The sequence below is a fragment of the Nitrospirillum karajorum genome (assembly GCF_036348415.1).
Lineage (GTDB): Bacteria > Pseudomonadota > Alphaproteobacteria > Azospirillales > Azospirillaceae > Nitrospirillum > Nitrospirillum amazonense_B.
The window spans coordinates 421,845-441,400 of record NZ_JAZBQB010000001.1 but is presented as its reverse complement, the minus strand read 5'-3'; the positions used below and the strand labels follow the sequence as shown (position 1 = coordinate 441,400).

Sequence of the window (19,556 nt, the reverse complement as noted above, 5' to 3'; positions counted from 1 at the left end):
CTGCAATAGGTGGCGATGCTTTCCGAAACGCTCCCCCGCGGCGGGACCGCCAGCTTCACGCCAGGCTGACCCGGCCGCCGGGATGGCGGTGCAGACGGCCCGCCAGCTCAAGTTCCAGCAGGATGGTCAGCACCACCGCCGCAGACAATTGGCAGTCCCGGACAATTTCGTCAATGTGTACCGGGGTGGGGCTTAAGCACAGGGTCACCCGTGGGCGGGCCGCCTCTATCTCTTTTTCGCCAGGATCGGGCTGTGGCGGGACCGGTCCGCCGCCCGGTGGCGGGGCGTGGAACGACGCCAAGCCCTGCGGCCCCAGATAGGCCAGGATGTCCTCCGCCGTCTCCACCAACACGGCACCCTCCTTCAGCAGGCGGTTGCAGCCCTGGGCGCGCGGGTCCAAGGGTGAGCCCGGCACGGCGAAAAGGTCGCGGCCCTGTTCCAGCGCCAGGCGGGCGGTGATCAGCGACCCGGACTTCAGCGCCGCCTCCACCACCAGCACGCCGCGCGACAGGCCGGAGATCAGGCGGTTGCGGCGGGGGAAATGGCGTGCCTGCGGTTCCGTCCCCGGCGGCGATTCGGCCACCAGGGCGCCTTGGTCGGCGATGCGGCGGTGCAGTTCCGCGTTCTCCGGCGGGTAGATGACGTCGACGCCGCCGGCCAGCGCCGCGACGGTGCAGCGGTGCAGGGCCGCCTCGTGCGCCGCCGTGTCGATGCCGCGCGCCAGGCCGGAAACGACGGAGATGCCGGCCTCCGCCAGGTCGCGGGCGATCATGGCGGCCAGCTTGCGCCCGGTGAGCGAGGCGTTGCGGGCGCCCACGATGGCGACGGACGGGCGACTGAGTCGGGCGGGGTCGCCCAGCACGGTGAGGGCGGGCGGCGCGTCCTCGATGGCGGCCAGCTGGGCGGGATAGTCCGGCTCGCACCAGCACAGCAGGCGGGCGCCCAGGCGCTCCAGCGCCACCAGTTCCCGCTCCGCCGCCGTGCGGGGAACGATGCTCAGGGGACGGTCGCGGCCGCCCCGGCGGGCCAGGTCGGGCAGGGCCTCCAAGGCCGCCGCCGGGGTGCCGAAGCGCTCCATCAGCCGGTGGAAGGTGATAGGCCCCACCGACTCCGTGCGCGTCAGGCGCAACCAGTCCAGGCGCTCGACGGGGAAAGGGGGCGCGGGCTTCTCAATTCGGCTGTTCCGGAATCTTGAAGCCCAGATAGGTGCCGGCGCTGATGCCCAGGACGCCCAGGCTGTAGGGGTCGAGGTCCGGCATTTTGCGGTGGACCACCGTCTCGATCAGGAACAGCACGCCGATGACCACCGTCCACACCGCCGTCTGGAAACGGTGCAGGCTGATGCCGTTGGCGTCGGTCAGGATGTCGTGGACGAAGTCGCGGGAGGCCAGCTGGCGGGCCAGCGTGTCGCGGGTGGCGGTCAGCGTGGGCAGGTCGGCCGGTGGTGTGGCCGGGTCCGCCACCTGCGCCAGCACGCCCTGGTAGGCGGCGAGGATGGGGTTGGTCTTGTTCTGCTCCACCATCGCCGCCCCCATGGCGGTGCCGGTGCCCAGGCCCATCAGGCACAGCGCCTGGCCGGTCAGGGTGTCCAGCTCCCCCGTCACCAGGAACAGGTAGAGATAGGCAGCCAGCACGATGACGAACCACCAGGCCATCTGGCTTTGCGCCAGGCTGAAGGCCCGGCGCAACGGCTTGCCATGGGCGCCGGTCACGCCGGCGAAGGTGGCGGGCGCGTTGTCGCGCAGCATGTCGGTGGACATGGCCAGGTACAGCAGGGCGGCGGTGACCGCCACCAGCAGCAGCACGCTGCCCACCGCCAGGGTTTTTTCGCTTTGCGGCAGGGATTTCCAGGCCAGCGCGAGGCTGGCATCCCGGGCCGCCTTTGCCGCTGCCGCGCCGCTGCCATCGTCGATCCGGATTACCGTCCGGGGAACGGCGCCGGGGGGAGCGTCCGGGGTGGGCGCGGTGGTGATGGGCGTCTCGGTCACGGTCCCCGGCGGCGCCATCTGCGCGTCCGAAGTCTGCGCGTCCGCCGGGACCGCCATCATGTGCAACCCGGCGCCCAGCAGCGCCAGCAACGCCGTCACCAGAAACATCCTGCGCACCATGCCCCTCCCCAACCGCAAGGCCTCGCCTGAGAGCGGTAAATCTATCGCGACACACCTATTGAGGGAATGACCAAACAACGAGGCGCAATAAGGTGGTGGCGGACGCCAAATACCCCCTAATCGTCATGCGGGGCTGATATAGGAAGTTAGCCTTCACAGTTTGACTTCGTATCTGGCAACATCATCGGTATGAGCGATCCCTTGGACAGGCCCGACGCGGGCGACCCCGATGCCCCGGCCGTCATGGCGACGGCGGTGGAGTTGCGCGTGGTGCTGGGCCAATTACGGCGCAGGCTGCGCGAGCAGGCCAACGCCGGCGATCTGACGCCCTCGCAAATCGCCGTGCTTCGCCGGCTGGACGGCGGGCCGGCCACAGTAACGGCCCTGGCCAAGGCGGAGGGGGTGCGCTCCCAGTCCTTGGGCGCCACGGTCGCCGCTTTGGAGGCGGCGGGCTTGGTGGCCGGCAATCCCGATCCCGCCGATGGCCGCCAGACCTTGTGGGAACTGACCCCCACCTGCCGGGAGTGGCTGCGGGTAAGCCGCGCCGCGCGGGAGGATTGGTTGTTCCGCGCCATGAACGCCCGCCTGTCGGCGGCGGAGCGGGCCGAACTGGGCCGAGCCGTCGATCTTTTGAAGCGTCTGGTCAACGACTGACAGTCCCAAATTTTAGGAGATCGGCCATGGCCGTCACCACCCTGGATGCCCGCACCGCCCTGATCATCGTCGATCTGCAGAAAGGTTTGCTGGCCATGCCTGGCCTGCCGCCCCTGGGCGGGCTGGTACGCAACGCCGCCGATCTGGCCGCCGCCTTTCGCCGCAAGGGCTTGCCGGTGGTGCTGGTCACCGTGGCTGGCGGCGCGCCCGGCCGGACGGAACAGGGGCGCCTCCCCCAGGCCCTGCCGCCCGACTGGGCCGAGCTGATCCCTGAACTGAACGCCCAGCCCGGCGACCACCGCGTGACCAAGCGCACCTGGGGCGCCTTTCCCCACACGGACCTGGATTCCCACCTCAAGGGTCAGGGCGTGACCCAGGTGGTGGTGGTGGGTGTGGCCACCGGCATCGGGGTGGAATCCACGGCGCGCGAGGCGCATGCCCTGGGCTACAACGTCACGCTGGCGGTCGACGCCATGGCCGACCGCGATGCCGCGGCCCATGACCACAGTGTCACGCGCATCTTCCCCCGCCTGGGAGAGACGGGAACCACGGCGGAAATCCTATCCTTGCTGGACGGGAGCGCATGACCGCGTCCACCGCCTCCACCGGCACCTTCCGCGCCCTGGCCAACCATAATTTCCGCCTGTGGACCGTGGGCGGCATCGTGTCCAACGTGGGCACCTGGATGCAGCGCACGGCCCAGGATTGGCTGGTGCTGACGGAGCTGGCGCATGTCAACGGCGCCTCCGCCGTGGGCGTCGTCATGGCCCTGCAGTTCGGGCCGCTGGCGCTGCTGCTGCCCTTCAGCGGTTTCGCCGCCGACTATTTCGACCGCCGCCTCCTGCTGTTCTGCACCCAGGCGGCCTCCGGCCTGCTGGCGCTGGGCCTAGGCCTTCTGACCGTGCTGGGCCTGGTGCAGTTGTGGCACGTCTACATCTTCGCTTTCCTGCTGGGCTGCGTGGCGGCCTTCGACTCCCCCGCCCGCCAGACCTTCATCGGTGAGCTGGTGGGGGAGGCGGACCTGGCCAACGCCGTGGCGCTCAACTCCACCTCCTTCAACGCGGCGCGGATGATCGGGCCGGCGGTGGCGGGCATGCTCATCACGGCGGTGGGCACGGGCTGGGTGTTCCTGATCAACGCCGCCTCCTTCGTCGCCGTCATCGGGTCGCTTTGCCTGTTGCGGCCGGCGGACTTCCACTCCCGCGTGCGGGCGGTGCGCAGCCGGGGCAGCCTCGTCGACGGCTTCCGTTATGTCTGGCGCCGGCCGGATTTGCTGGCCGTGCTGTTGATGCTGTTCCTCATCGGCGCCTTCGGCCTGAACTTCCCCATCTTCATCTCCACCATGTCGGTGCACGCCTTCCAAGCCGGGTCGGGCGAGTACGGGGTGCTCAGTTCCACCATGGCCATAGGCTCCGTTGTTGGCGCCTTGCTGGCGGCCAGGCGCGCGGCCCCCTCCGTGCCCCTGCTGATCGGTGCCGCCCTGCTGTTCGGCGCGGGATGCGCCCTGGCGGCGGTCATGCCCACCACCTGGACCTTCGGCACCGTGTTGGTGATCATCGGCGTGGCGGCCCAGACCTTCACCACCTCCAGTAACAGCCTGGTGCAGCTGTCGACCGACAGCGCCATGCGCGGCCGGGTGGTGGCGCTGCTGCTGGCCATCGGCGTGGGGGGCACGCCCCTGGGCGCCCCTGTCGTCGGCTGGGTGGCCGACGTGGCCGGCCCGCGCTGGGCCCTGGGGGTGGGCGCTGCCGCTGGCTTGGTGGCGGCGCTGGTGGGGGTGCGCTATCTGGTGAAGCATGTGGGCTGGCGGCCCTGGGGCAGGTTCAAAACCGTAACGTGAACACCGTGCCGCCGCCCTCCACCGGGGACGCGGCGATGGTGCCGCCGTGGGCCAGCATGATCTGGCGGGCGAGCGGCAGGCCGATGCCGCTGCCCTCGCGCTTGGTGGTGTAGAAGGGCACGAAGATCTTGTCGGCCACGTCGGGCGGGATGCCGGGGCCGTTGTCGCGGACCAGCAGGTTCAGATGGCCGGTCACGTCCAGGTGGCCCGCCAGGGTGATGGCCGGCGCTCGGTTGGCCGTGCCGCTGGTCTTCCACTCATCCAGGGCTTCCACCGCGTTCTTGACCAGGTTGATCAGCACCTGGTCGATCAGGTCCGGGTCGGCGCTGATCTCCAGCGAGGGCGGCAGCACCACCACCTCCAGCGCCACGCCATGCTCGGCCAGGGCCGGACCCATCAGCCGTTCCACCCGCGCGAACAGCTCGCGCACCTTCAGACGCTCCACCTGGGGGCGGGGCATCTGGGTGAAGCGGCGGTAGCGCTCGACGAAGCGCAGCAGCCCCCCGGCGCGGCGGGTGACGGTGTCCATGGCCTCGCCCGCGTCCGCCGCGTCCACCAGCACGGCGGGCGGCAGGTCGGGGATGGCGGCCAATTGGGCGCGCAAATCGGCCAGCAGCGATTGCGCCGTGCCCGCCAGGGAGGAGACGGGCGTCAGCGAATTCATCATCTCGTGCGTTAGCACACGCACTAGGTCCGACCAGGCCTTGACCTCGGTCGCCTCCAGCTCCCCGCCGATGTTCTGCAAGGAGATCAGCAGGCGCGGCCCGTCGGCTAGGGTCAGCTGGGTGGCGCGCACGGTCAGGTGCAGGGGGGTGACGCCGCCGGCCACTTTCAGCAGCGCGCTCTGCCCCGGTTGCAGGACGCGCAGGGCGCTGTCCAGCGTGCCGCCGTCCACCAGGCGGCGGTTGAGGTCGTCATGGCCGATCAGGCGGCGGGCGACGTTGTTCAGCAGGTTGACCCGGCCATCGGGATGCACCTCCGCCAGGGCCACGGGCACATGCTCCACCAGCACATTCAGGTAGTCCGCCTTGCGCTCGGCATCGGCGCGGGCGGCGCGGAACTTGTCGAACACCCCGGCGAAGGCGCGCCCCAACTCCTGGAAGCTGGAGCCCATGGCGCGATAGCTGAAGCTTTGGGTGAAGTCGGAGTGGCTGAGCGCGTTCAGGAATCGGGCCAACTCGCGGTTGGTGGTGTTCACCACCCGCACGACGCCGCCGATCTGGAAGGCGATCAGGAACAGCACCAGCAGTTCGGTGGCGTGATAGTCCGTCGACCGCAACAGCAGGCCCAGGGCCACGCAGCTGAGGCACAGCAGGGTGACCCGCAGGGTCAGCGCCGTGCTGAACGATGCCTTAAAGGCCATGCTTCTCCATCCGGCGGTAAAGGGAGGTGCGGGTGATGCCCAGTTCCGCAGCCGCGTGGCTGATGTTGCCCTGGTGCTTGTCCAGCGCCCGGCGAATCACCTGCGCCTCGACCGTCTCCAGATCCAGGGTGCCCAAGGTCAGCGCATCGCCGCCCCCGCCGCCCGGGGCGGGCGCTGGTGCCGGGGGGCGGGGCGCGCCGCCGGGGGCCGACGGCAGGGAGAAGTCCTCCGCCTCCAGGACGTCGCCGGCGCCCAGGATCATGGCCCGTTCCACCGCGTGGCGTAGGGCGCGCACGTTGCCCGGCCAGTGATAGGACTTCAGCCGCCGCAACGCGTCCTCCGACAGGCGGCGGGGCGGGATGGCGTATTTGCGGGCGTACAGCGCCATGAAATGGGCCACCAGTGCCGGAATGTCCTCCGCCCGATCGCGCAAGGGCGGCAGGCGCAGCTCCACCGTGTTGATGCGGTACAGCAGATCCTGGCGGAAGGTGTCCGGGCTTTCCAGCTGGTCCACCGGCATGTTGGTGGCGGAGATCAGGCGCACGTCGATGGGGATGGGCCGGTTGCCCCCCACCGGAATGACCACACGCTGTTCCAGCACCGACAGCAGCTTGCTCTGTTGGTACAGCGGCAGGTTGCCGATCTCATCCAGGAACAGGGTGCCGCCGTTGGCCGCCACCAGCCGGCCCACGCGGTCCTCCTTGGCGTCGGTGAAGGCGCCCTTTTTGTGGCCGAACAGCTCGCTTTCGAACAGGTTCTCGGCGATGGCGCCCAGGTCCACGGCGACGAACACCTGGTCCGCGCGACGCGACCGGCGATGGATTTCGCGGGCGATGACCTCCTTGCCGGTGCCGTTCTCGCCCAGGATCAGGACGTTGGCGTCGGTGGGGGCGGCGCGATCCACCAGGGTCAGCACCCGCGCCATGGCCGGGCTGTCGCCGATCAGGGTCTGGCCCGGCTGGTCCAGGGCCGCCGCCAGTTCCTTGTTGCGGGCGCCCAACTGCGCCGCCTCCCGCCGCGAGGCGGTCAGGGTCATGGCGCTCATCAGCGTGGCCACCAGCCGCTCGTTCGACCAGGGTTTCAGCACGAAGTCGCAGGCGCCCTGCTTCATCGCCTCCACCGCCGTGCCCACGTCGCCATAGGCTGTCATCAGGATGACGGACAGGGTGGGGTCGATCTCCAGCACGCGTTTCAGCCACTGGAAGCCCTCGCGGCCGGTGTTGGCGCCGATGGCGAAGTTCATGTCCAGCAGGACGGCGTCGAACGCCTCATCCTTCAGCAGCAGGGGGATGCGGTCCGGCTGGCTTTCGGTATGGACCAGGATACCTTCGCGCTTCAGCAGCAGGCGGGCGGCCACCAGGATGTCCTGGTCGTCGTCCACCATCAGGATGCGGCCGCTTTTCTGTGTCATGGGTGCAAGCTCTCCAGGGTACTGTCCGGAAACGTACACCGGGCGCGGCCTTAGCGCATGTCCGTTGTGCGATGGTTCCCCCTGGCGTTGCCGGAGTGGCTCCCCTCCAATCATCGAAACGATCATCAATGAAGGGAGCGACCGCATGGCCGGCAAGCAGCACACTTACCGTGTCACCGTCACCTGGACCGGCAACACGGGGCAGGGGACCGCCCATTATCGCGCCTACACCCGCGACCATGAGATCCAGGCGGCGGGCAAGCCGGTCATTCCCGGCTCCTCCGATCCCGCCTTCCTGGGTGACGCCACCCGTTACAACCCGGAGGAGATGCTGGTCGCCTCGCTCTCCGCCTGTCACAAGCTCTGGTACCTGCACCTGGCGGCGGCGGCCGGGCTGACGGTCACCGGCTACCGCGACGCGGCGGAGGGCACGATGGTGGAAACGGCGGACGGCAACGGCCACTTCACCGGCGTGACCCTGCGCCCCGTCGTGACCATCGCCGCCGGCGGGGACCCCGCACTGGCCCAGGCCCTGCATGACAAGGCGCACCACTTTTGCTTCATCGCCAACTCGGTCAATTTCCCGGTGGTGACCGAAGGGTTGGTGGAGACGGCGTGAGGGCCCGCGGGCTATCCTCCGGCAAGCTTCATCCGCCCGGACCTGCCGCCCTTGTCCCGCTCCGCCCGCCTGCTCGACCTCATCCAGGCCCTGCGCCGTCACCGGCGGCCGGTGACCGCCGCTGAACTGGCGGCCGAGCTTGGCGTATCCATCCGCACCGTTTACCGCGACATCGGCACCCTGGCGGGCCAGGGCGTGCCGGTGGAGGGGGAGGCGGGGCTGGGCTATGTCCTGCGGCCCGGCTTCATGCTGCCGCCGCTCATGTTTGGGGATGATGAGATCGAGGCCCTGGTGCTGGGCCTGCGCTGGGTGGCGCAGCGGGGCGACGGCCCCCTGGGGCTGGCGGCGCAGAACGCGGCCGCCAAGATCATGGCCGTGCTGCCCGCCGACCTGAAGGCGCTGGCGGAGGACAGCGGCCTGCTGCCCGTCTCCCTCCAACCCAGCGTGGCCGAACCGCGCGACCTGACGGAAATCCGCCGCGCCATCCGCACGGAACGAAAGCTGCGCATTGCCTACACCGACGGCCAGGGGCGGGCCAGCGACCGCGTCATCTGGCCCTTCGCCCTGGCCTTTTTCGAGCGCATCCGCATGGTCGCCGCCTGGTGCGAGACGCGGCAGGCGTTCCGCCATTTCCGCACCGACCGCATCGTCGAGGTGGCGGTGGCGGATGAGCGCTATCCCCGCCGGCGCCATGCCCTGCTGGCCGACTGGCGGGCGGAGATGAAGGCCGCCCAGTCGGACGTTGCCAAGTCCGGTAAGGTGCCTTAAGGCGACGGCTTGGCGCTGTCGTAGGTCAGCAGTACGTCGGTATGGCCATCGCCCACGCTATGGAACAGGGTGCCGGTCACGGCCACGCGGCGGCCCAGCGGCGGCTTGACGCCCTGGGGCAGCTTCAATTGCAGGGCGTCGATGGACTCCACGTCCTCATCCGTCTCCGCGGTGCCGCCGGCGATGCAGATCATCTGCGGCAGGGTCAGCACATAATAATCCTCGCGGGTGACGCCCTTGGGGCCGTTGCGGGTGCCGTGCTGCAGGGTGATTTCCCCGGTCAGGGTCACAGGCTCCGGCTGGTAGGGCTGGCAATCATGGGCCCGCGCCGGGGCGGCGGCGACAAGGCCGACCAGTACGAGGATCCTGAAAAGCATGCTGTTCTTCCGGGCGGGGGCTTGCGAAAGGCCGGCAGACTAACGTTTGGGCAAAGGTTTGGCGAGGGCATCGATGCTGCTGACAGGACTTGTCAGGGGGCGGGGGCAAGATGCGGCTTCGTCTGATGGAGCCGCTGTCATGTCCACCGAAGCCGCCTTCACATCTGAATTGCCGCCGTCCTTCTCCTTGTGCTGCGCCACCGGTGCCGCCGGCTGGGTGTGGGTGGCCTCCGTCGGCGCCATCGGGCAGGGCCGCGAGGCGGGGGACGTGCGCCTGCCGGCGCGTCATGGCGGGGTGCTGCGCCGGTTGGGGGTGGGGGACCGCGTGGCCTGTTTCGCCCCCGATGCCATGGGGGGCGCCGCGTTCCTGACGGTGGGTCACGTCCTGCCTGGGGCGATGTATGACGAGCGTGACGCCGCCGGGCGTGACTGGGCCTGCCTGCCGGTGGCCTATCTGCCGTCGCGGCCGGTGCGGCTAGCCGCTGTCCTAGATGGGGCACTGGCAGCCATGGGGTGGGGGCTCAGCCTGCCCGTGGGGCTGACGCGGCTGGATGGCGCCTGCCTGGACGCCATCGCGCTGGCCGTTGGCGGACATGACCCTGATCAAACCGGCATGGCCTTTCCGCCGGTCCGCATTGCGTCGCTTGTAGACGCTGATTGATGCAGGTCAGGGATACGGCCATCAGGATGCAATAAAACACCTCTCATTGGAAATAAGTGTGGCGCCAAGGCGGTGGAACATTCGCCGGCCTCACTATTCAAGGAGGGGTAAGTGATGAAGTTCTTGTCCGTCACGGCAGCCGCTGTTGCGCTTCTGGCTGGTGTTTACGGTGCCGCTTCGACGGCGCGCGCCTCCGACGCGGGCGATTTCCTGATCCGGGGCCGTGCCCTGGTAGTGGCCCCGGACGTCGGCAGTTCCTTGTCCCTGGGCGGTGCCGGTATCCCCGGTCACACCGACATCAGCACCGCCATCGTCCCGGAACTGGACTTCAGCTACTTCTTCACCGACAGCATCGCTGCCGAGTTGATCGCCGGCACCACGCCGCACAACGTCAAGGCGTCGGGCACGCCGCTGGGCAAGGTGGACCTGGGCAATGTCTGGCTGCTGCCGCCGACGCTGACCTTGCAGTACCACTTCATGCCGCATGAGAAGATCAGCCCCTATATCGGCGTCGGCGTGAACTACACGCTGTTCTATGGCATTGACAAGGGCGATGCCCTGGCCATGAAGTACGATAACAATTTCGGCTATGCCTTCCAGGCCGGCGTCGATTACAAGCTGGACGACCACTGGTCCCTGAACGTGGACCTGAAGAAGCTGATGCTGAACACCACTGCCACCGTGAACGCCGGCCTGGGCACGCCCATCAAGGCTGACGTTGACATCAACCCCTGGCTGGTCGGCTTCGGTGTCGGGTATCGCTTCTAAGATTTGACGCTCCCGCAAGAGCCTTTGTAAGGGCCGCTCCGCCACTGGTGGAGCGGCCTTTTTAATTCCGGCTACGGCCTCGGGCGGAATGGTGGACTTCCATCGGCGAATTAATACTTGGCGGCGGCAATTAACGACATGTAAATGCGTCATAATACATTGAAATTAAAGAGTTTATATATTTTGGTGGTGAGTTGACATTAAGGAAAACTTAAGGATGCAATTATAACCTTTGGGTGTGGCCGGCGCTGCTTCTGGCCTATCCAAATGGTCATGGAAGGGGGTAATTATGAGAAACGGTTTCTTTTCCCAGGGCACGGGTTCGGATTCGCGGGCCGTATTGGCTGCCGTCAACCGTTCTCAAGCCATCATCGAGTTCGCGATGGATGGCACCATCCTGACCGCCAACCAGAACTTCCTGAACACCATGGGTTATACGCTGGACGAAATCCGGGGCCGGCACCACAGCCTGTTCGTGGATGAGGCTTTCAAGATAAGCGACGACTACCGGCGCTTTTGGGCGGCGCTGGGCCGGGGTGAATTCCAGGCTGCGGAGTACAAGCGGCTGGCCAAGGGTGGCCGGGAAATCTGGCTGCAAGCCACCTACAACCCGGTGATCGGCGCCAGCGGCAGGCCGGTGAAGGTCATCAAATTCGCCACCGACATCACCGCGGCCAAACGGCGCTCCCTTGATGTCATGGGTCAACTGGACGCCATCCACCGCAGCCAAGCGGTCATCGAGTTCGCCATGGACGGCACCGTTCTCACCGCGAACGAGAATTTCCTGAAAGCCATGGGGTACAGTCTGGCAGAGATCCAGGGGCGGCATCACAGCATGTTCGTGGAGGAGGCCTTCAAGGCCAGCGAGGATTATCGGCGTTTCTGGGCGGCGCTGGGCGCCGGCGAATTCCAGGCCGCCGAATTTAAGCGGCTGGGCAAGGGCGGGCGGGCCATTTGGATCCAGGCGACCTACAACCCCATCTTCGATATCAACGGCAAACCCTACAAGGTGGTGAAGTTCGCCACCGACATCACCGCGCAGGTAGAGGCCCGTGAGCAGCGCGCCACCACGCAAAAGGCGATCGCCCAGGACCTGAAGGGCCTCGCCGGCGCCATGTCGATCGCCAACGGGCAGGTTGGTCACGCCTCCAACGCGGCCATGATCGCGTCCGGCAATGTGCAGGCCATCGCCGGCGGCGCCACCGAACTGGTGGCTTCGATCGAGGAGATCAGCCGCCAGATGGCTGAGGCGTCCAAAATTTCAGAGGATGCCGTTCATCAGACCGACCTGACCAACAGCTCCGTCACCGGCCTGCTGAATGCCGCCCAACGCATCGGTGAAGTGGTGAAGCTGATCAGCGACATCGCCAGCCAGACCAACCTATTGGCGCTGAACGCGACCATCGAGGCGGCCCGGGCGGGTGAGGCGGGCAAGGGCTTCGCCGTCGTCGCTGGCGAGGTCAAGGCCCTGGCCAACCAAACGGCAAAGGCCACGGGTGAAATCGCCGAACAGATCGGGACGGTGCAATTGGCCACCACCGACTCGGCCCGCGCCATTCAGGGCATCGGTGGCATCATCACCCGTATCAACGCCATCTCCACGGCCATGGCGGCGGCGGTTGAGGAACAGAACGCGGTGGCCCATGACATCTCCCGCAACATGCAGACCGCGGCGGATGGTGTTTCCAGCATCAGCGAAAGCCTAAGCAAGATCGCCGAGGCCACCCAGGGCGCCGACGACCTGACGCGCCGGATCAGCGACGCGTCGATGGCCATGGTGGGTTGATTTCACGCGTGCACCTGTGCTCCCGGAATGCGGATGTATTGCGCCCCGCAACGCCCCCCTTCGAAATGCAGGGTTCAAATCAAGGCCCTGAGCGGGTATCTAAGCGGTCCGTTACAAGACCATTTCATGACCCGAGACGAGGAGGACCGCGATGCGGGCCGAGATCGAGGCGGTCGTCGAGGCTGTGCGACAGTCCTTGACGCTGCTAAGGAGGCATCTTTGACTGGGAGAATGCCCTCCGCCGCTACGACGAACTGAACGCCCTGTCGGAAGATCCCAAGCTGTGGGACGATTCCGACCGCGCGCAGAAGATCATGCGGGAAAAGACCCAGCTTGAGACCGCCATCGAAGGCTATCGCGCGCTGGAGCGCGACCTGAACGACGGCATCGAGCTGATCGAGATGGGTGAGCTGGAAGGCGACCAGGAGATCATCGCCGACGCCGAGCAGGGCCTGGTCGCCCTGCAGAAGCGCGCGGCGGCCCTGGAGCTGGAAAGCCTGCTGTCGGGCGAGGCCGACGCCAACGACTGCTATCTGGAAGTCAACGCCGGCGCCGGCGGCACCGAGGCCCAGGATTGGGCCCTGATGCTGCTGCGCATGTACACCCGCTGGGCCGAACAGCATAAGTTCAAGGTGGAACTGCTGGACGAAACCAACGGTGAAGAGGCGGGCATCAAGTCCTCCACCATCCAGATCAAGGGCCACAACGCCTATGGCTGGCTGAAGACGGAATTGGGTGTGCATCGTCTGGTGCGCATCAGCCCCTTCGACAGCCAGGCGCGCCGGCACACCAGTTTCTCCAGCGTCTCCGTCACGCCTGTCATCGACGACAAGATCGTGGTGGAGATCAACGAGAAGGATGTGCGGGTGGATACCTACCGCGCCTCCGGCGCCGGTGGTCAGCACGTCAACAAGACGGACTCGGCCGTCCGCCTGACCCACATGCCCACCGGCATCGTCGTCGCCTGCCAGCAGGAGCGCAGCCAACACAAGAACCGGTCCAAGGCCTGGGACATGCTGCGCGCCCGCATCTATGAGATGGAGCTGCGCAAGCGTGAGGAGGCCGCCGCCAACCTGGAAGCGCAAAAGACGGAGATCGGCTGGGGCCACCAGATCCGTTCCTACGTCCTGCAGCCCTACCAGATGGTGAAGGACCTTCGTACCGGTGTCGAAACCAGCCAGAGCGGCGCTGTTCTGGATGGCGATATCGACGAGTTCCTGCAGGCGGCGCTGGCCCATCGCATCAAGGGTCAGGGCGACGAGGCGGACGCCTGACCGGGCGCCCCGATCGTTTTGATGTTGTAATGAAAAGCCAGGGGTGACTCCCTGGCTTTTTCATTGGCCGGGCCCCGGCCGCCTGTCAACGGGCGCCGGGTCCCGGCGCTTGGACCCGCCAACGCTGGGCCGCCGTCGCCAGGTCCTTGACCGCGGAGCAGCCCGTTTGCCGCAGTTTCCGCATGAACGCCATGTGATAGGACTGGGGAAGATCGTCGAAGTAGACTAGGCGGCCGCCGGTTGTCTCATACCGGCGCAGGTTCGCCGCCAATGGGGCGGCTTCGGCCTGGGACGTGGCGAAAATACCGACGACCCGGTCGCCGAACAGCACGTTCCGCGGTCCCACCCACAAAGCGACGATCCGCCAGCCGTCCGGCAGGACATGCGCGATGGGGTCCCAGCAAATCTGGATGACGGCCAACGGCGCCCCGGTCCGCCGGGTCCAATCGTCAACGGCTTGCCACGACAAGCCGGATGGCGATAGCCGCTGTCGCGCGATGTCGTTGTTGGCGAGGCCCGCCAGATCCAGCACCCGCGCCTGGGGGGCGAGCCAGGCCATGACGCCGATATCATTCACGATGACTGGCGACGTCCCATAGAAGCGCGCCACGAACGCGGCGGGCTCGACATGTTCCCATCGTCTATCGTGGGGGGCGGCGGTCGCCAGCGTGACGGCATCCGCTGTCCGGTAGCTCGCCACCGCGACCAGGGCCAGCAGCACCAGGGCTTGGACCCGCAGGCGATGGTCCTGGAGCAGGATGACGAAGGCGGCCAGCATGTTCAGGGCGATGGCGGCGGCTTCATAGCGGTAAAGCCAACCCGCCATTCCCAGCACGACCTGGGCGGCCGCGCAGCACAGGGCGATCCCGCCGAGAACCAGGCCCCAGTCGTGACGCAGGCTGCCGAGGCCGAGGCCCCACCAACGCCTATGGGCGCGAAGGGCGACCAAGCCGGCGGTGATGGTCATGATCCCGAACAGGGTCCAGGCCGCCGGAAAGAACTGGATGACATGCTGACCGTCCTGATCATGCAACATCAGCTTCATCAGGATCGAATTCGGAACCGGCCATCCGCCATCCGCGACCCAGGCCAGGCCGAACGCCGCCATGGGCACCGCGGCGCCCAAGGCCAGGGCTGCCGCCAGGCGCAGCCGGCCATTGATCACGGCGACCAGGCACAGCGGCCCGATGATCAGCACGGCCTCATACCGCAGGGCGGCGACGGCGCAGGCGGCGATGGCCAGGCGGATGATGGTGCGGTCAGGGCACGCCTGGCGGTCCGCCACCGCCCGGCTGCCGTGATAGGTGAAAAGGCTGTAGGCCAGCACCTGTGGCGTATGCTCCATGCCGATGATGGCCGTAACGAACAGGGGGGTGGCGGCGGACAGCGCCATCAGCATGCCGACGCGCATGAGGGACCGAAAGCGCGGGGTTGGCCGTGATCTCGCCCCTTCCGCCGCGGATGCGGCATCCAGGATGGCATCCCACGCCAGCACGCAGCCGATCATGACGGCCGCGTTGATCGCCAGCGGCACCAGCTCGAAGCCCGTCCGCGCCCCCCACAGCAGGTGGACCGCCGCCAGGACCAGGACGAACAGGGGTGATGAGGAGGCGGCGGCCGGATCGAGGCGGTCTATTCCCCAGACGCCGCTGTCACCCCATGTCCGCGCGATCGCCATTTGTATGTAGGTGTCGTCCAGGGGATAGGTGAACGGCCTCCCCGCCGCGACCATGACGGCGCCGAGAATCAGCAGGTTGGCCAGACCCACGATCCATTGCTCGTATTTCAGCCACACAATCTGTGAGATTCTTTTTGAATCTGCGACGTTCAGCGCTGTTTGCATTCCGACTGCCCATAATTCTAATTAATTCTTACGTGCTCGCGCGCGATCAGGTCGGGCAGTATCAATATTTAAAATATTTCAGGAGTGGATACCGGACTGCCGCGCTATTTTCCATTATACCAATTCTGGTAGCGCGGCATCTTTAATAATGGAGCGCTGATCCGGTCGGCGGCGCCAAGCCGCAAAGGCCAGGGCGACAAGGTGGAGACATAAGCCCGCGCCCGGCTCTATTGTTCTGTATGTGTCATGGGGGGCGGTGGGATGATCCGCCGGCCCTTGTCCTTTCGGAGCCATCGTTCAGAAGCGGGCAACCAGGCGGTGGATGGTCTTGCCGGAGGAGGCGCTGGTCGCCTCCTGGTCGAGCAGGAGGGGGGCGCCGGCGAGGGCATCCCGCACCAGGTCGCTGTCGAAGGCGGCATAAAGGCGTCCAGCGCCATCGCGCAGATTGGCGCCCAAGGTGACCCGCCAGCTGAGGTAAAGGGTGCCGCCAGGTCGCACCAGGTTGGCCAGCCGGCGGACGGAGGGGCCGATCAACCCGGCGTCCAGATGCATGATCACCGTCTCACACAGCACGTTGGTGAACGCATGCTCGGGTAGGCCGGCCAAGTCGGGCAGGGCGGCCGTCTGGAAGGTCAGCCTGGGATAGCGCGCCTGCGCCTGCACCAGCAGCCCTTCCGAGGCGTCATACCCCACCGTGGGATAGCCGTTGGCCACCAGCCACGCCACCTCCCGCCCGCTGCCGCAACCGATGTCCACTGTGGGCGCGCCGGGGGTGAAGTACCGCCGGATCAACTCATGCAGGTCCGACGGGGGTGGTTGGCTGTGCCAGTCCTCGGCATATGAGCCCGCTGCGGTGTCGTAGGCGGCAAGCGTTTGCTGATCCATATCTTCCCCTCCCAGGGTGCTGCGGGTTCCCGCATCGGTGCAGTGGAGGGAATGGAGTGCCGTCCGTCAATGGACGATGGCGCCCTCGTCGTTGACCATCGTCAACTCGTTCCCGACCTGAACCAAGCGAGGCGGGTTGCCGAAGCGGGCCACGAGATCCGCGGGCGTGGTGAAGCGGGCAACGTTCCAAGCCACGCCCTGTTCCATGTAGGGGTGGTCATCGTCGAAAAAGTATTCGCCCTGGCCGGCGGTGGGCATGCCCGTATTCAGGTTGGATTTCTTCAGCCGCCCGTCGGCCTCATACAGGTCGGGGCGGGGGTTGTAGCACTTGTAGTGCAGATAGATCGGCACCAGCGTGGGGATGGCTTCCCCCATGTAGTTCATGGGGATCACCGTCGTGCTGGGCTGCGTGCTGACCAGATCCCACACCGGCTCGCGCACCAGTTTCCACATACGGTATTCACAGTGGGGCACGGCGCCGCGCCGCCACCAGAAGTGGCTGAACAGCGTGGTGGGATGGCGTCCTTCGGCGGCCCGCCACGCTTCGATTTCCGTCGTGTGCGGCAGGATGTGCAGCGGCAACCACATCACCACGTTGGCCGTGATGGACATTAAGGACCGCGGGTCGTGGATCAGGAACTCGTCGGGGTGGGCGGCAAAGAACCAGTCCCCTTCCGTCGCCGCGTCCCGCAGCATTTCGTACCCCCGGTGCCGCAGCGTCTGGTCGGTGATGGGGCCGGGCGGGTCGCGGTCATAGCGGACGTTGGCATAGTCGGCGCACAGGGTGCGGGTGTAGGTGCCATCGGAACCATCGACGACGGCGATGGTGTCGAAAAAGCCGTGATGCCGCCGCAGCCAATCCCCAATGATGAGGTCGTCATTGCGTGTGATCAGTATGGCATGCAGTTTCATCTATGGCCGTCCAGCGCCGTCCTTTCCTTGCCATTGCCATGATAGCGTGTAGACAGCCTTGGCGTAAACGCCTGTGCGAGAGGTCTATTCCAGGGCCGGTTGGTGTTCCGGGCCGACCCGGCCTGAAAACGTGAAAAGGGCGGCACCCGCCAGGACGCCGCCCCCGCACATACGTGAACTGCCAAAGCTCTCGTTCGGACGGGCGCCACCTTGGGTTGGGCTGCCCTTGACCTTGATACGCGGTACCCTGCCCGGACCCGTCGCCGACGGCCACAGATTTATGTGATAATATAACGCATACCCGCTATGGCGCTGGCGGCGCCGCGCCTGGCACGCGCGCCGCCTTGGATCTGGAATTGGGGGCGGGGGATCAGGCCGCCGTCCGCTTCACCCAATCCTGCACCAGAACTTCCAGGACCGGCAGGTTGACCGATCCCGAGGTCAGCACCGTGTCGTGGAAGGCGCGAATATCGAACTTCGCGCCCAGCTTGGCCTTGGCGGCCTCACGCAGTTCCAGGATCTTGTTCATGCCGATCTTGTAGGCCAGGGCCTGACCGGGCCAGACGAAGTAGCGCTCGATCTCGGTGATGTTGTCGTGCTCGGGGTTGGCCGTGTTTTCGTTCATGTAGGTGATGGCCTGTTCGCGCGTCCACCGCTTCAGGTGGATGCCGGTGTCCAGCACCAGCCGGGCGGCGCGGAACAGTTCCGAGGCGATGCGACCGGCGTCCGAATACGGGTCCTGGTAATAGCCGTACTCCTTGGGGAAGCGCTCGGCGTATAGCGCCCAGCCCTCGCCATAGGCGCTGTTCCAGATGAAGCGGCGGAAGGTCGGCAGGTTGGCCATCTCCTGCGCGATGGCGATCTGCATGTGATGGCCGGGAATGCCTTCGTGATAGCAAAGGCTCTCCAGCATGGGGATGGGGTTGACCGACATATCGTACAGGTTGGCGTAGAACACGCCGGGCCGCGACCCGTCGGGGGAGGCCGGCTCGTAAAAGGCGCTGGCCGTGGCCTTCTCCCGGAAGGGTTCCACCGCCTTCACCACGATGGGGGCCTTTGGCTTGGTCAGGAAGAACCGGTCGAGGTCGGAGCGCATGCGGTCGATGAGGTCGCTGGCCCGCTTCAGATAGGTGGCGCGGCCCTCCGGCGTGGCCGGGTCGTAGAAGCGCTTGTCGGTGCGCAGATAGTCGAAGAAGGCGCGCAGGTCGCCCTTGAAGCCCACCTTGGTCATGATGCCGCGCATCTCATCCTGCAGCGCCGCCACCTCCTTCAGCCCCTGCACGTGCACGGCCGCCGGGTCCAGGGGCAGGGTGGTCATCAACTGCACCTGGGCGCGGTAGAAGCGCTCGCCATCGGGCAGGGCCCAAACGCCGTTGCTGGCGGTCGCCTTGGTTTCCAGCGCCGACACGGTGCTGATCAGCTTCTGGAAGGAGGCTTGGACTTGGCCAGTCAGGGCCTTCTCCGCAGCGGCCAGCAGGCGGGCCTGATCCGCCTCGGGCAGCTTCAGCGCCGTCACCTTCTCCGTGAAGTCGGCCAACAGGGGGCTGGTTTCCGTGGCGTTGGCGGTGCCATTGGACGTGAACGGCTTGCCGGTGATGACGTTGCGCGCCGCCTCCAGGATGGATTTGAAGGCGAAGGCCGGCGGCAGGACGCCCATGTCCGCCTGCTTGGCGATGCGCGCTAGGTAGGCGTCCATCAGCGGGGCGATGCCCACCAGGCGGGCCACGTAGTCCTCCGCGTCCTGCACGCCGCCCACGGCATGGTAAGTGATCAGGAAGCTGGCGATGTCGGTGTGGGGGCCGGTGAGTTGGCTGATCACATAGCTATGGTTGCGCCAGGGATACTGGGTGATGGTCTGCTGCAGCTCATTCTCGAACAGCTGCTTGCTGACCAGCGCGCTGGGCGACAGGTCCGCCTCCTTGAAGCCCTTCAGGGTTTTCAAGCGCTGTTCGGCCAGGTGGAAACTCTCCAGCAGGCGGGCGTCGTCCGGGATGGTCCACTTGTCGTGCGGGCCCGGCAGGCCCAGCACGGTGCGTTGCTGCGGGTCGCGGGCCAGATCCTCATTCCAGCAATCCTCGAAGAAGGCATTCAGCGCCTTCTCCGTCGCCGACGGCTCCGCCGTAGGGGACGGGGCCGCCAGGGCGGGCCGGGGCGCCAGCTCGGGCAGGGCGGTCAGGGCGACCAGGGCGGTGCCGGCCATCAGGCCGCGGCGCACCAGGGTACGGCGGGACATCGTTTCACCGGAGGAAGAGGCGGTCATGGGCGTTCGGGTACCATGGTCAGGGCT

General features: G+C 66.8%; 18 protein-coding genes. 9 read left to right on the top strand and 9 right to left on the bottom strand.

Translation table 11 applies throughout. From position 1 onward, the window contains the following. Positions 1-55 precede the first annotated feature (55 nt). Both dprA and UCD39_RS01970 read right to left on the bottom strand, forming a co-directional pair. Positions 56-1,174, bottom strand: coding sequence for a DNA-processing protein DprA (gene dprA / locus UCD39_RS01975; RefSeq protein WP_330495473.1), 1,119 nt, complete (start codon positions 1,172-1,174; stop codon positions 56-58). Continuing rightward, complete coding sequence (locus UCD39_RS01970; protein WP_330494462.1) at positions 1,170-2,108, bottom strand: hypothetical protein; 939 nt, start codon at positions 2,106-2,108, stop codon at positions 1,170-1,172. Before UCD39_RS01970 ends, dprA begins: the two co-directional genes overlap by 5 nt. 189 nt (positions 2,109-2,297) lie before the next feature. On the opposite strand from UCD39_RS01970, the gene UCD39_RS01965 reads away from it, so the two are divergent. The 3 genes from UCD39_RS01965 to UCD39_RS01955 are packed head-to-tail and all read left to right on the top strand — an operon-like array spanning position 2,298 to position 4,602. After that, the gene (locus UCD39_RS01965) at positions 2,298-2,762 is read left to right on the top strand and encodes a MarR family winged helix-turn-helix transcriptional regulator (RefSeq protein WP_330494461.1); all 465 of its coding nucleotides are present in this window, start codon (positions 2,298-2,300) and stop codon (positions 2,760-2,762) included. A 26-nt stretch (positions 2,763-2,788) separates the two neighbouring features. Then, positions 2,789-3,349: an isochorismatase family protein gene (locus UCD39_RS01960; RefSeq protein WP_330494460.1), complete on the top strand. Its 561-nt coding sequence runs from the start codon at positions 2,789-2,791 to the stop codon at positions 3,347-3,349. Further along, positions 3,346-4,602, top strand: coding sequence for an MFS transporter (locus UCD39_RS01955; protein WP_330494459.1), 1,257 nt, complete (start codon positions 3,346-3,348; stop codon positions 4,600-4,602). Before UCD39_RS01960 ends, UCD39_RS01955 begins: the two co-directional genes overlap by 4 nt. Here the strand turns inward: UCD39_RS01955 and UCD39_RS01950 are convergent. Further along, entirely contained in the window at positions 4,586-5,965 is a 1,380-nt protein-coding gene (locus tag UCD39_RS01950) for a sensor histidine kinase (RefSeq protein WP_330494458.1), read from the bottom strand. The two genes, UCD39_RS01955 and UCD39_RS01950, sit on opposite strands and share 17 nt — an antisense overlap. Next, on the bottom strand, positions 5,955-7,376 hold the full coding sequence (locus UCD39_RS01945) for a sigma-54-dependent transcriptional regulator (RefSeq protein ID WP_330494457.1): 1,422 nt from the start codon (positions 7,374-7,376) through the stop codon (positions 5,955-5,957). Before UCD39_RS01945 ends, UCD39_RS01950 begins: the two co-directional genes overlap by 11 nt. A gap of 145 nt (positions 7,377-7,521) precedes the next feature. Here UCD39_RS01945 and UCD39_RS01940 point away from each other — a divergent pair, with 145 nt between their 5' ends. Then, complete coding sequence (locus UCD39_RS01940; protein WP_330494456.1) at positions 7,522-7,995, top strand: OsmC family protein; 474 nt, start codon at positions 7,522-7,524, stop codon at positions 7,993-7,995. Positions 7,996-8,046: 51 nt separating this feature from the next. Next, complete coding sequence (locus tag UCD39_RS01935; protein ID WP_330494455.1) at positions 8,047-8,763, top strand: helix-turn-helix transcriptional regulator; 717 nt, start codon at positions 8,047-8,049, stop codon at positions 8,761-8,763. Here the strand turns inward: UCD39_RS01935 and UCD39_RS01930 are convergent. Beyond that, positions 8,760-9,140, bottom strand: coding sequence for a hypothetical protein (locus tag UCD39_RS01930; protein WP_330494454.1), 381 nt, complete (start codon positions 9,138-9,140; stop codon positions 8,760-8,762). The genes UCD39_RS01935 and UCD39_RS01930 overlap by 4 nt on opposite strands. A gap of 139 nt (positions 9,141-9,279) precedes the next feature. On the opposite strand from UCD39_RS01930, the gene UCD39_RS01925 reads away from it, so the two are divergent. From UCD39_RS01925 to prfB, 4 genes are all read left to right on the top strand, one after another. Next, positions 9,280-9,801: a hypothetical protein gene (locus UCD39_RS01925; RefSeq protein ID WP_330494453.1), complete on the top strand. Its 522-nt coding sequence runs from the start codon at positions 9,280-9,282 to the stop codon at positions 9,799-9,801. A 114-nt stretch (positions 9,802-9,915) separates the two neighbouring features. Further along, positions 9,916-10,569 (top strand): OmpW/AlkL family protein, encoded by a 654-nt coding sequence (locus UCD39_RS01920; RefSeq protein WP_330494452.1) that lies wholly within the window; start codon positions 9,916-9,918, stop codon positions 10,567-10,569. A 289-nt stretch (positions 10,570-10,858) separates the two neighbouring features. Next, the gene (locus UCD39_RS01915; protein WP_330494451.1) at positions 10,859-12,355 is read left to right on the top strand and encodes a methyl-accepting chemotaxis protein; all 1,497 of its coding nucleotides are present in this window, start codon (positions 10,859-10,861) and stop codon (positions 12,353-12,355) included. Positions 12,356-12,506: 151 nt separating this feature from the next. Beyond that, positions 12,507-13,629, top strand: a protein-coding gene (gene prfB / locus UCD39_RS01910) for a peptide chain release factor 2 (protein WP_330494450.1) whose coding sequence is annotated in 2 segments (ribosomal slippage) — positions 12,507-12,575 and positions 12,577-13,629 — 1,122 coding nt in all. Because the reading frame shifts where the segments join, the coding sequence is not laid out codon by codon here. An 85-nt stretch (positions 13,630-13,714) separates the two neighbouring features. Here prfB and UCD39_RS01905 read toward each other — a convergent pair. From UCD39_RS01905 to UCD39_RS01890, 4 genes are all read right to left on the bottom strand, one after another. Next, positions 13,715-15,424 carry a DUF8728 domain-containing protein gene (locus tag UCD39_RS01905; RefSeq protein ID WP_330494449.1) on the bottom strand — a complete coding sequence of 570 codons (1,710 nt, stop codon included), beginning with the start codon at positions 15,422-15,424 and terminating at the stop codon, positions 13,715-13,717. Between the two features lie 345 nt (positions 15,425-15,769). Further along, positions 15,770-16,357 (bottom strand): class I SAM-dependent methyltransferase, encoded by a 588-nt coding sequence (locus UCD39_RS01900; protein ID WP_330494448.1) that lies wholly within the window; start codon positions 16,355-16,357, stop codon positions 15,770-15,772. 66 nt (positions 16,358-16,423) lie between these two features. Continuing rightward, positions 16,424-17,269: a glycosyltransferase family protein gene (locus UCD39_RS01895; protein ID WP_330494447.1), complete on the bottom strand. Its 846-nt coding sequence runs from the start codon at positions 17,267-17,269 to the stop codon at positions 16,424-16,426. A 370-nt stretch (positions 17,270-17,639) separates the two neighbouring features. Next, positions 17,640-19,529: a DUF885 domain-containing protein gene (locus UCD39_RS01890; RefSeq protein ID WP_330494446.1), complete on the bottom strand. Its 1,890-nt coding sequence runs from the start codon at positions 19,527-19,529 to the stop codon at positions 17,640-17,642. Positions 19,530-19,556: the final 27 nt, after the last annotated feature.

Excerpts from the sequence above, each read along its gene's own strand:
- UCD39_RS01970 (WP_330494462.1), bottom strand. The coding sequence starts at position 2,108 with ATGGTGCGCAGGATGTTTCTGGTGACGGCGTTGCTGGCGCTGCTGGGC.
- UCD39_RS01965 (WP_330494461.1), top strand. The coding sequence starts at position 2,298 with ATGAGCGATCCCTTGGACAGGCCCGACGCGGGCGACCCCGATGCCCCG.
- UCD39_RS01960 (WP_330494460.1), top strand. The coding sequence starts at position 2,789 with ATGGCCGTCACCACCCTGGATGCCCGCACCGCCCTGATCATCGTCGAT.
- UCD39_RS01955 (WP_330494459.1), top strand. The coding sequence starts at position 3,346 with ATGACCGCGTCCACCGCCTCCACCGGCACCTTCCGCGCCCTGGCCAAC.
- UCD39_RS01950 (WP_330494458.1), bottom strand. The coding sequence starts at position 5,965 with ATGGCCTTTAAGGCATCGTTCAGCACGGCGCTGACCCTGCGGGTCACC.
- UCD39_RS01945 (WP_330494457.1), bottom strand. The coding sequence starts at position 7,376 with ATGACACAGAAAAGCGGCCGCATCCTGATGGTGGACGACGACCAGGAC.
- UCD39_RS01940 (WP_330494456.1), top strand. The coding sequence starts at position 7,522 with ATGGCCGGCAAGCAGCACACTTACCGTGTCACCGTCACCTGGACCGGC.
- UCD39_RS01930 (WP_330494454.1), bottom strand. The coding sequence starts at position 9,140 with ATGCTTTTCAGGATCCTCGTACTGGTCGGCCTTGTCGCCGCCGCCCCG.
- UCD39_RS01925 (WP_330494453.1), top strand. The coding sequence starts at position 9,280 with ATGTCCACCGAAGCCGCCTTCACATCTGAATTGCCGCCGTCCTTCTCC.
- UCD39_RS01920 (WP_330494452.1), top strand. The coding sequence starts at position 9,916 with ATGAAGTTCTTGTCCGTCACGGCAGCCGCTGTTGCGCTTCTGGCTGGT.
- UCD39_RS01915 (WP_330494451.1), top strand. The coding sequence starts at position 10,859 with ATGAGAAACGGTTTCTTTTCCCAGGGCACGGGTTCGGATTCGCGGGCC.
- UCD39_RS01900 (WP_330494448.1), bottom strand. The coding sequence starts at position 16,357 with ATGGATCAGCAAACGCTTGCCGCCTACGACACCGCAGCGGGCTCATAT.
- UCD39_RS01895 (WP_330494447.1), bottom strand. The coding sequence starts at position 17,269 with ATGAAACTGCATGCCATACTGATCACACGCAATGACGACCTCATCATT.
- UCD39_RS01890 (WP_330494446.1), bottom strand. The coding sequence starts at position 19,529 with ATGACCGCCTCTTCCTCCGGTGAAACGATGTCCCGCCGTACCCTGGTG.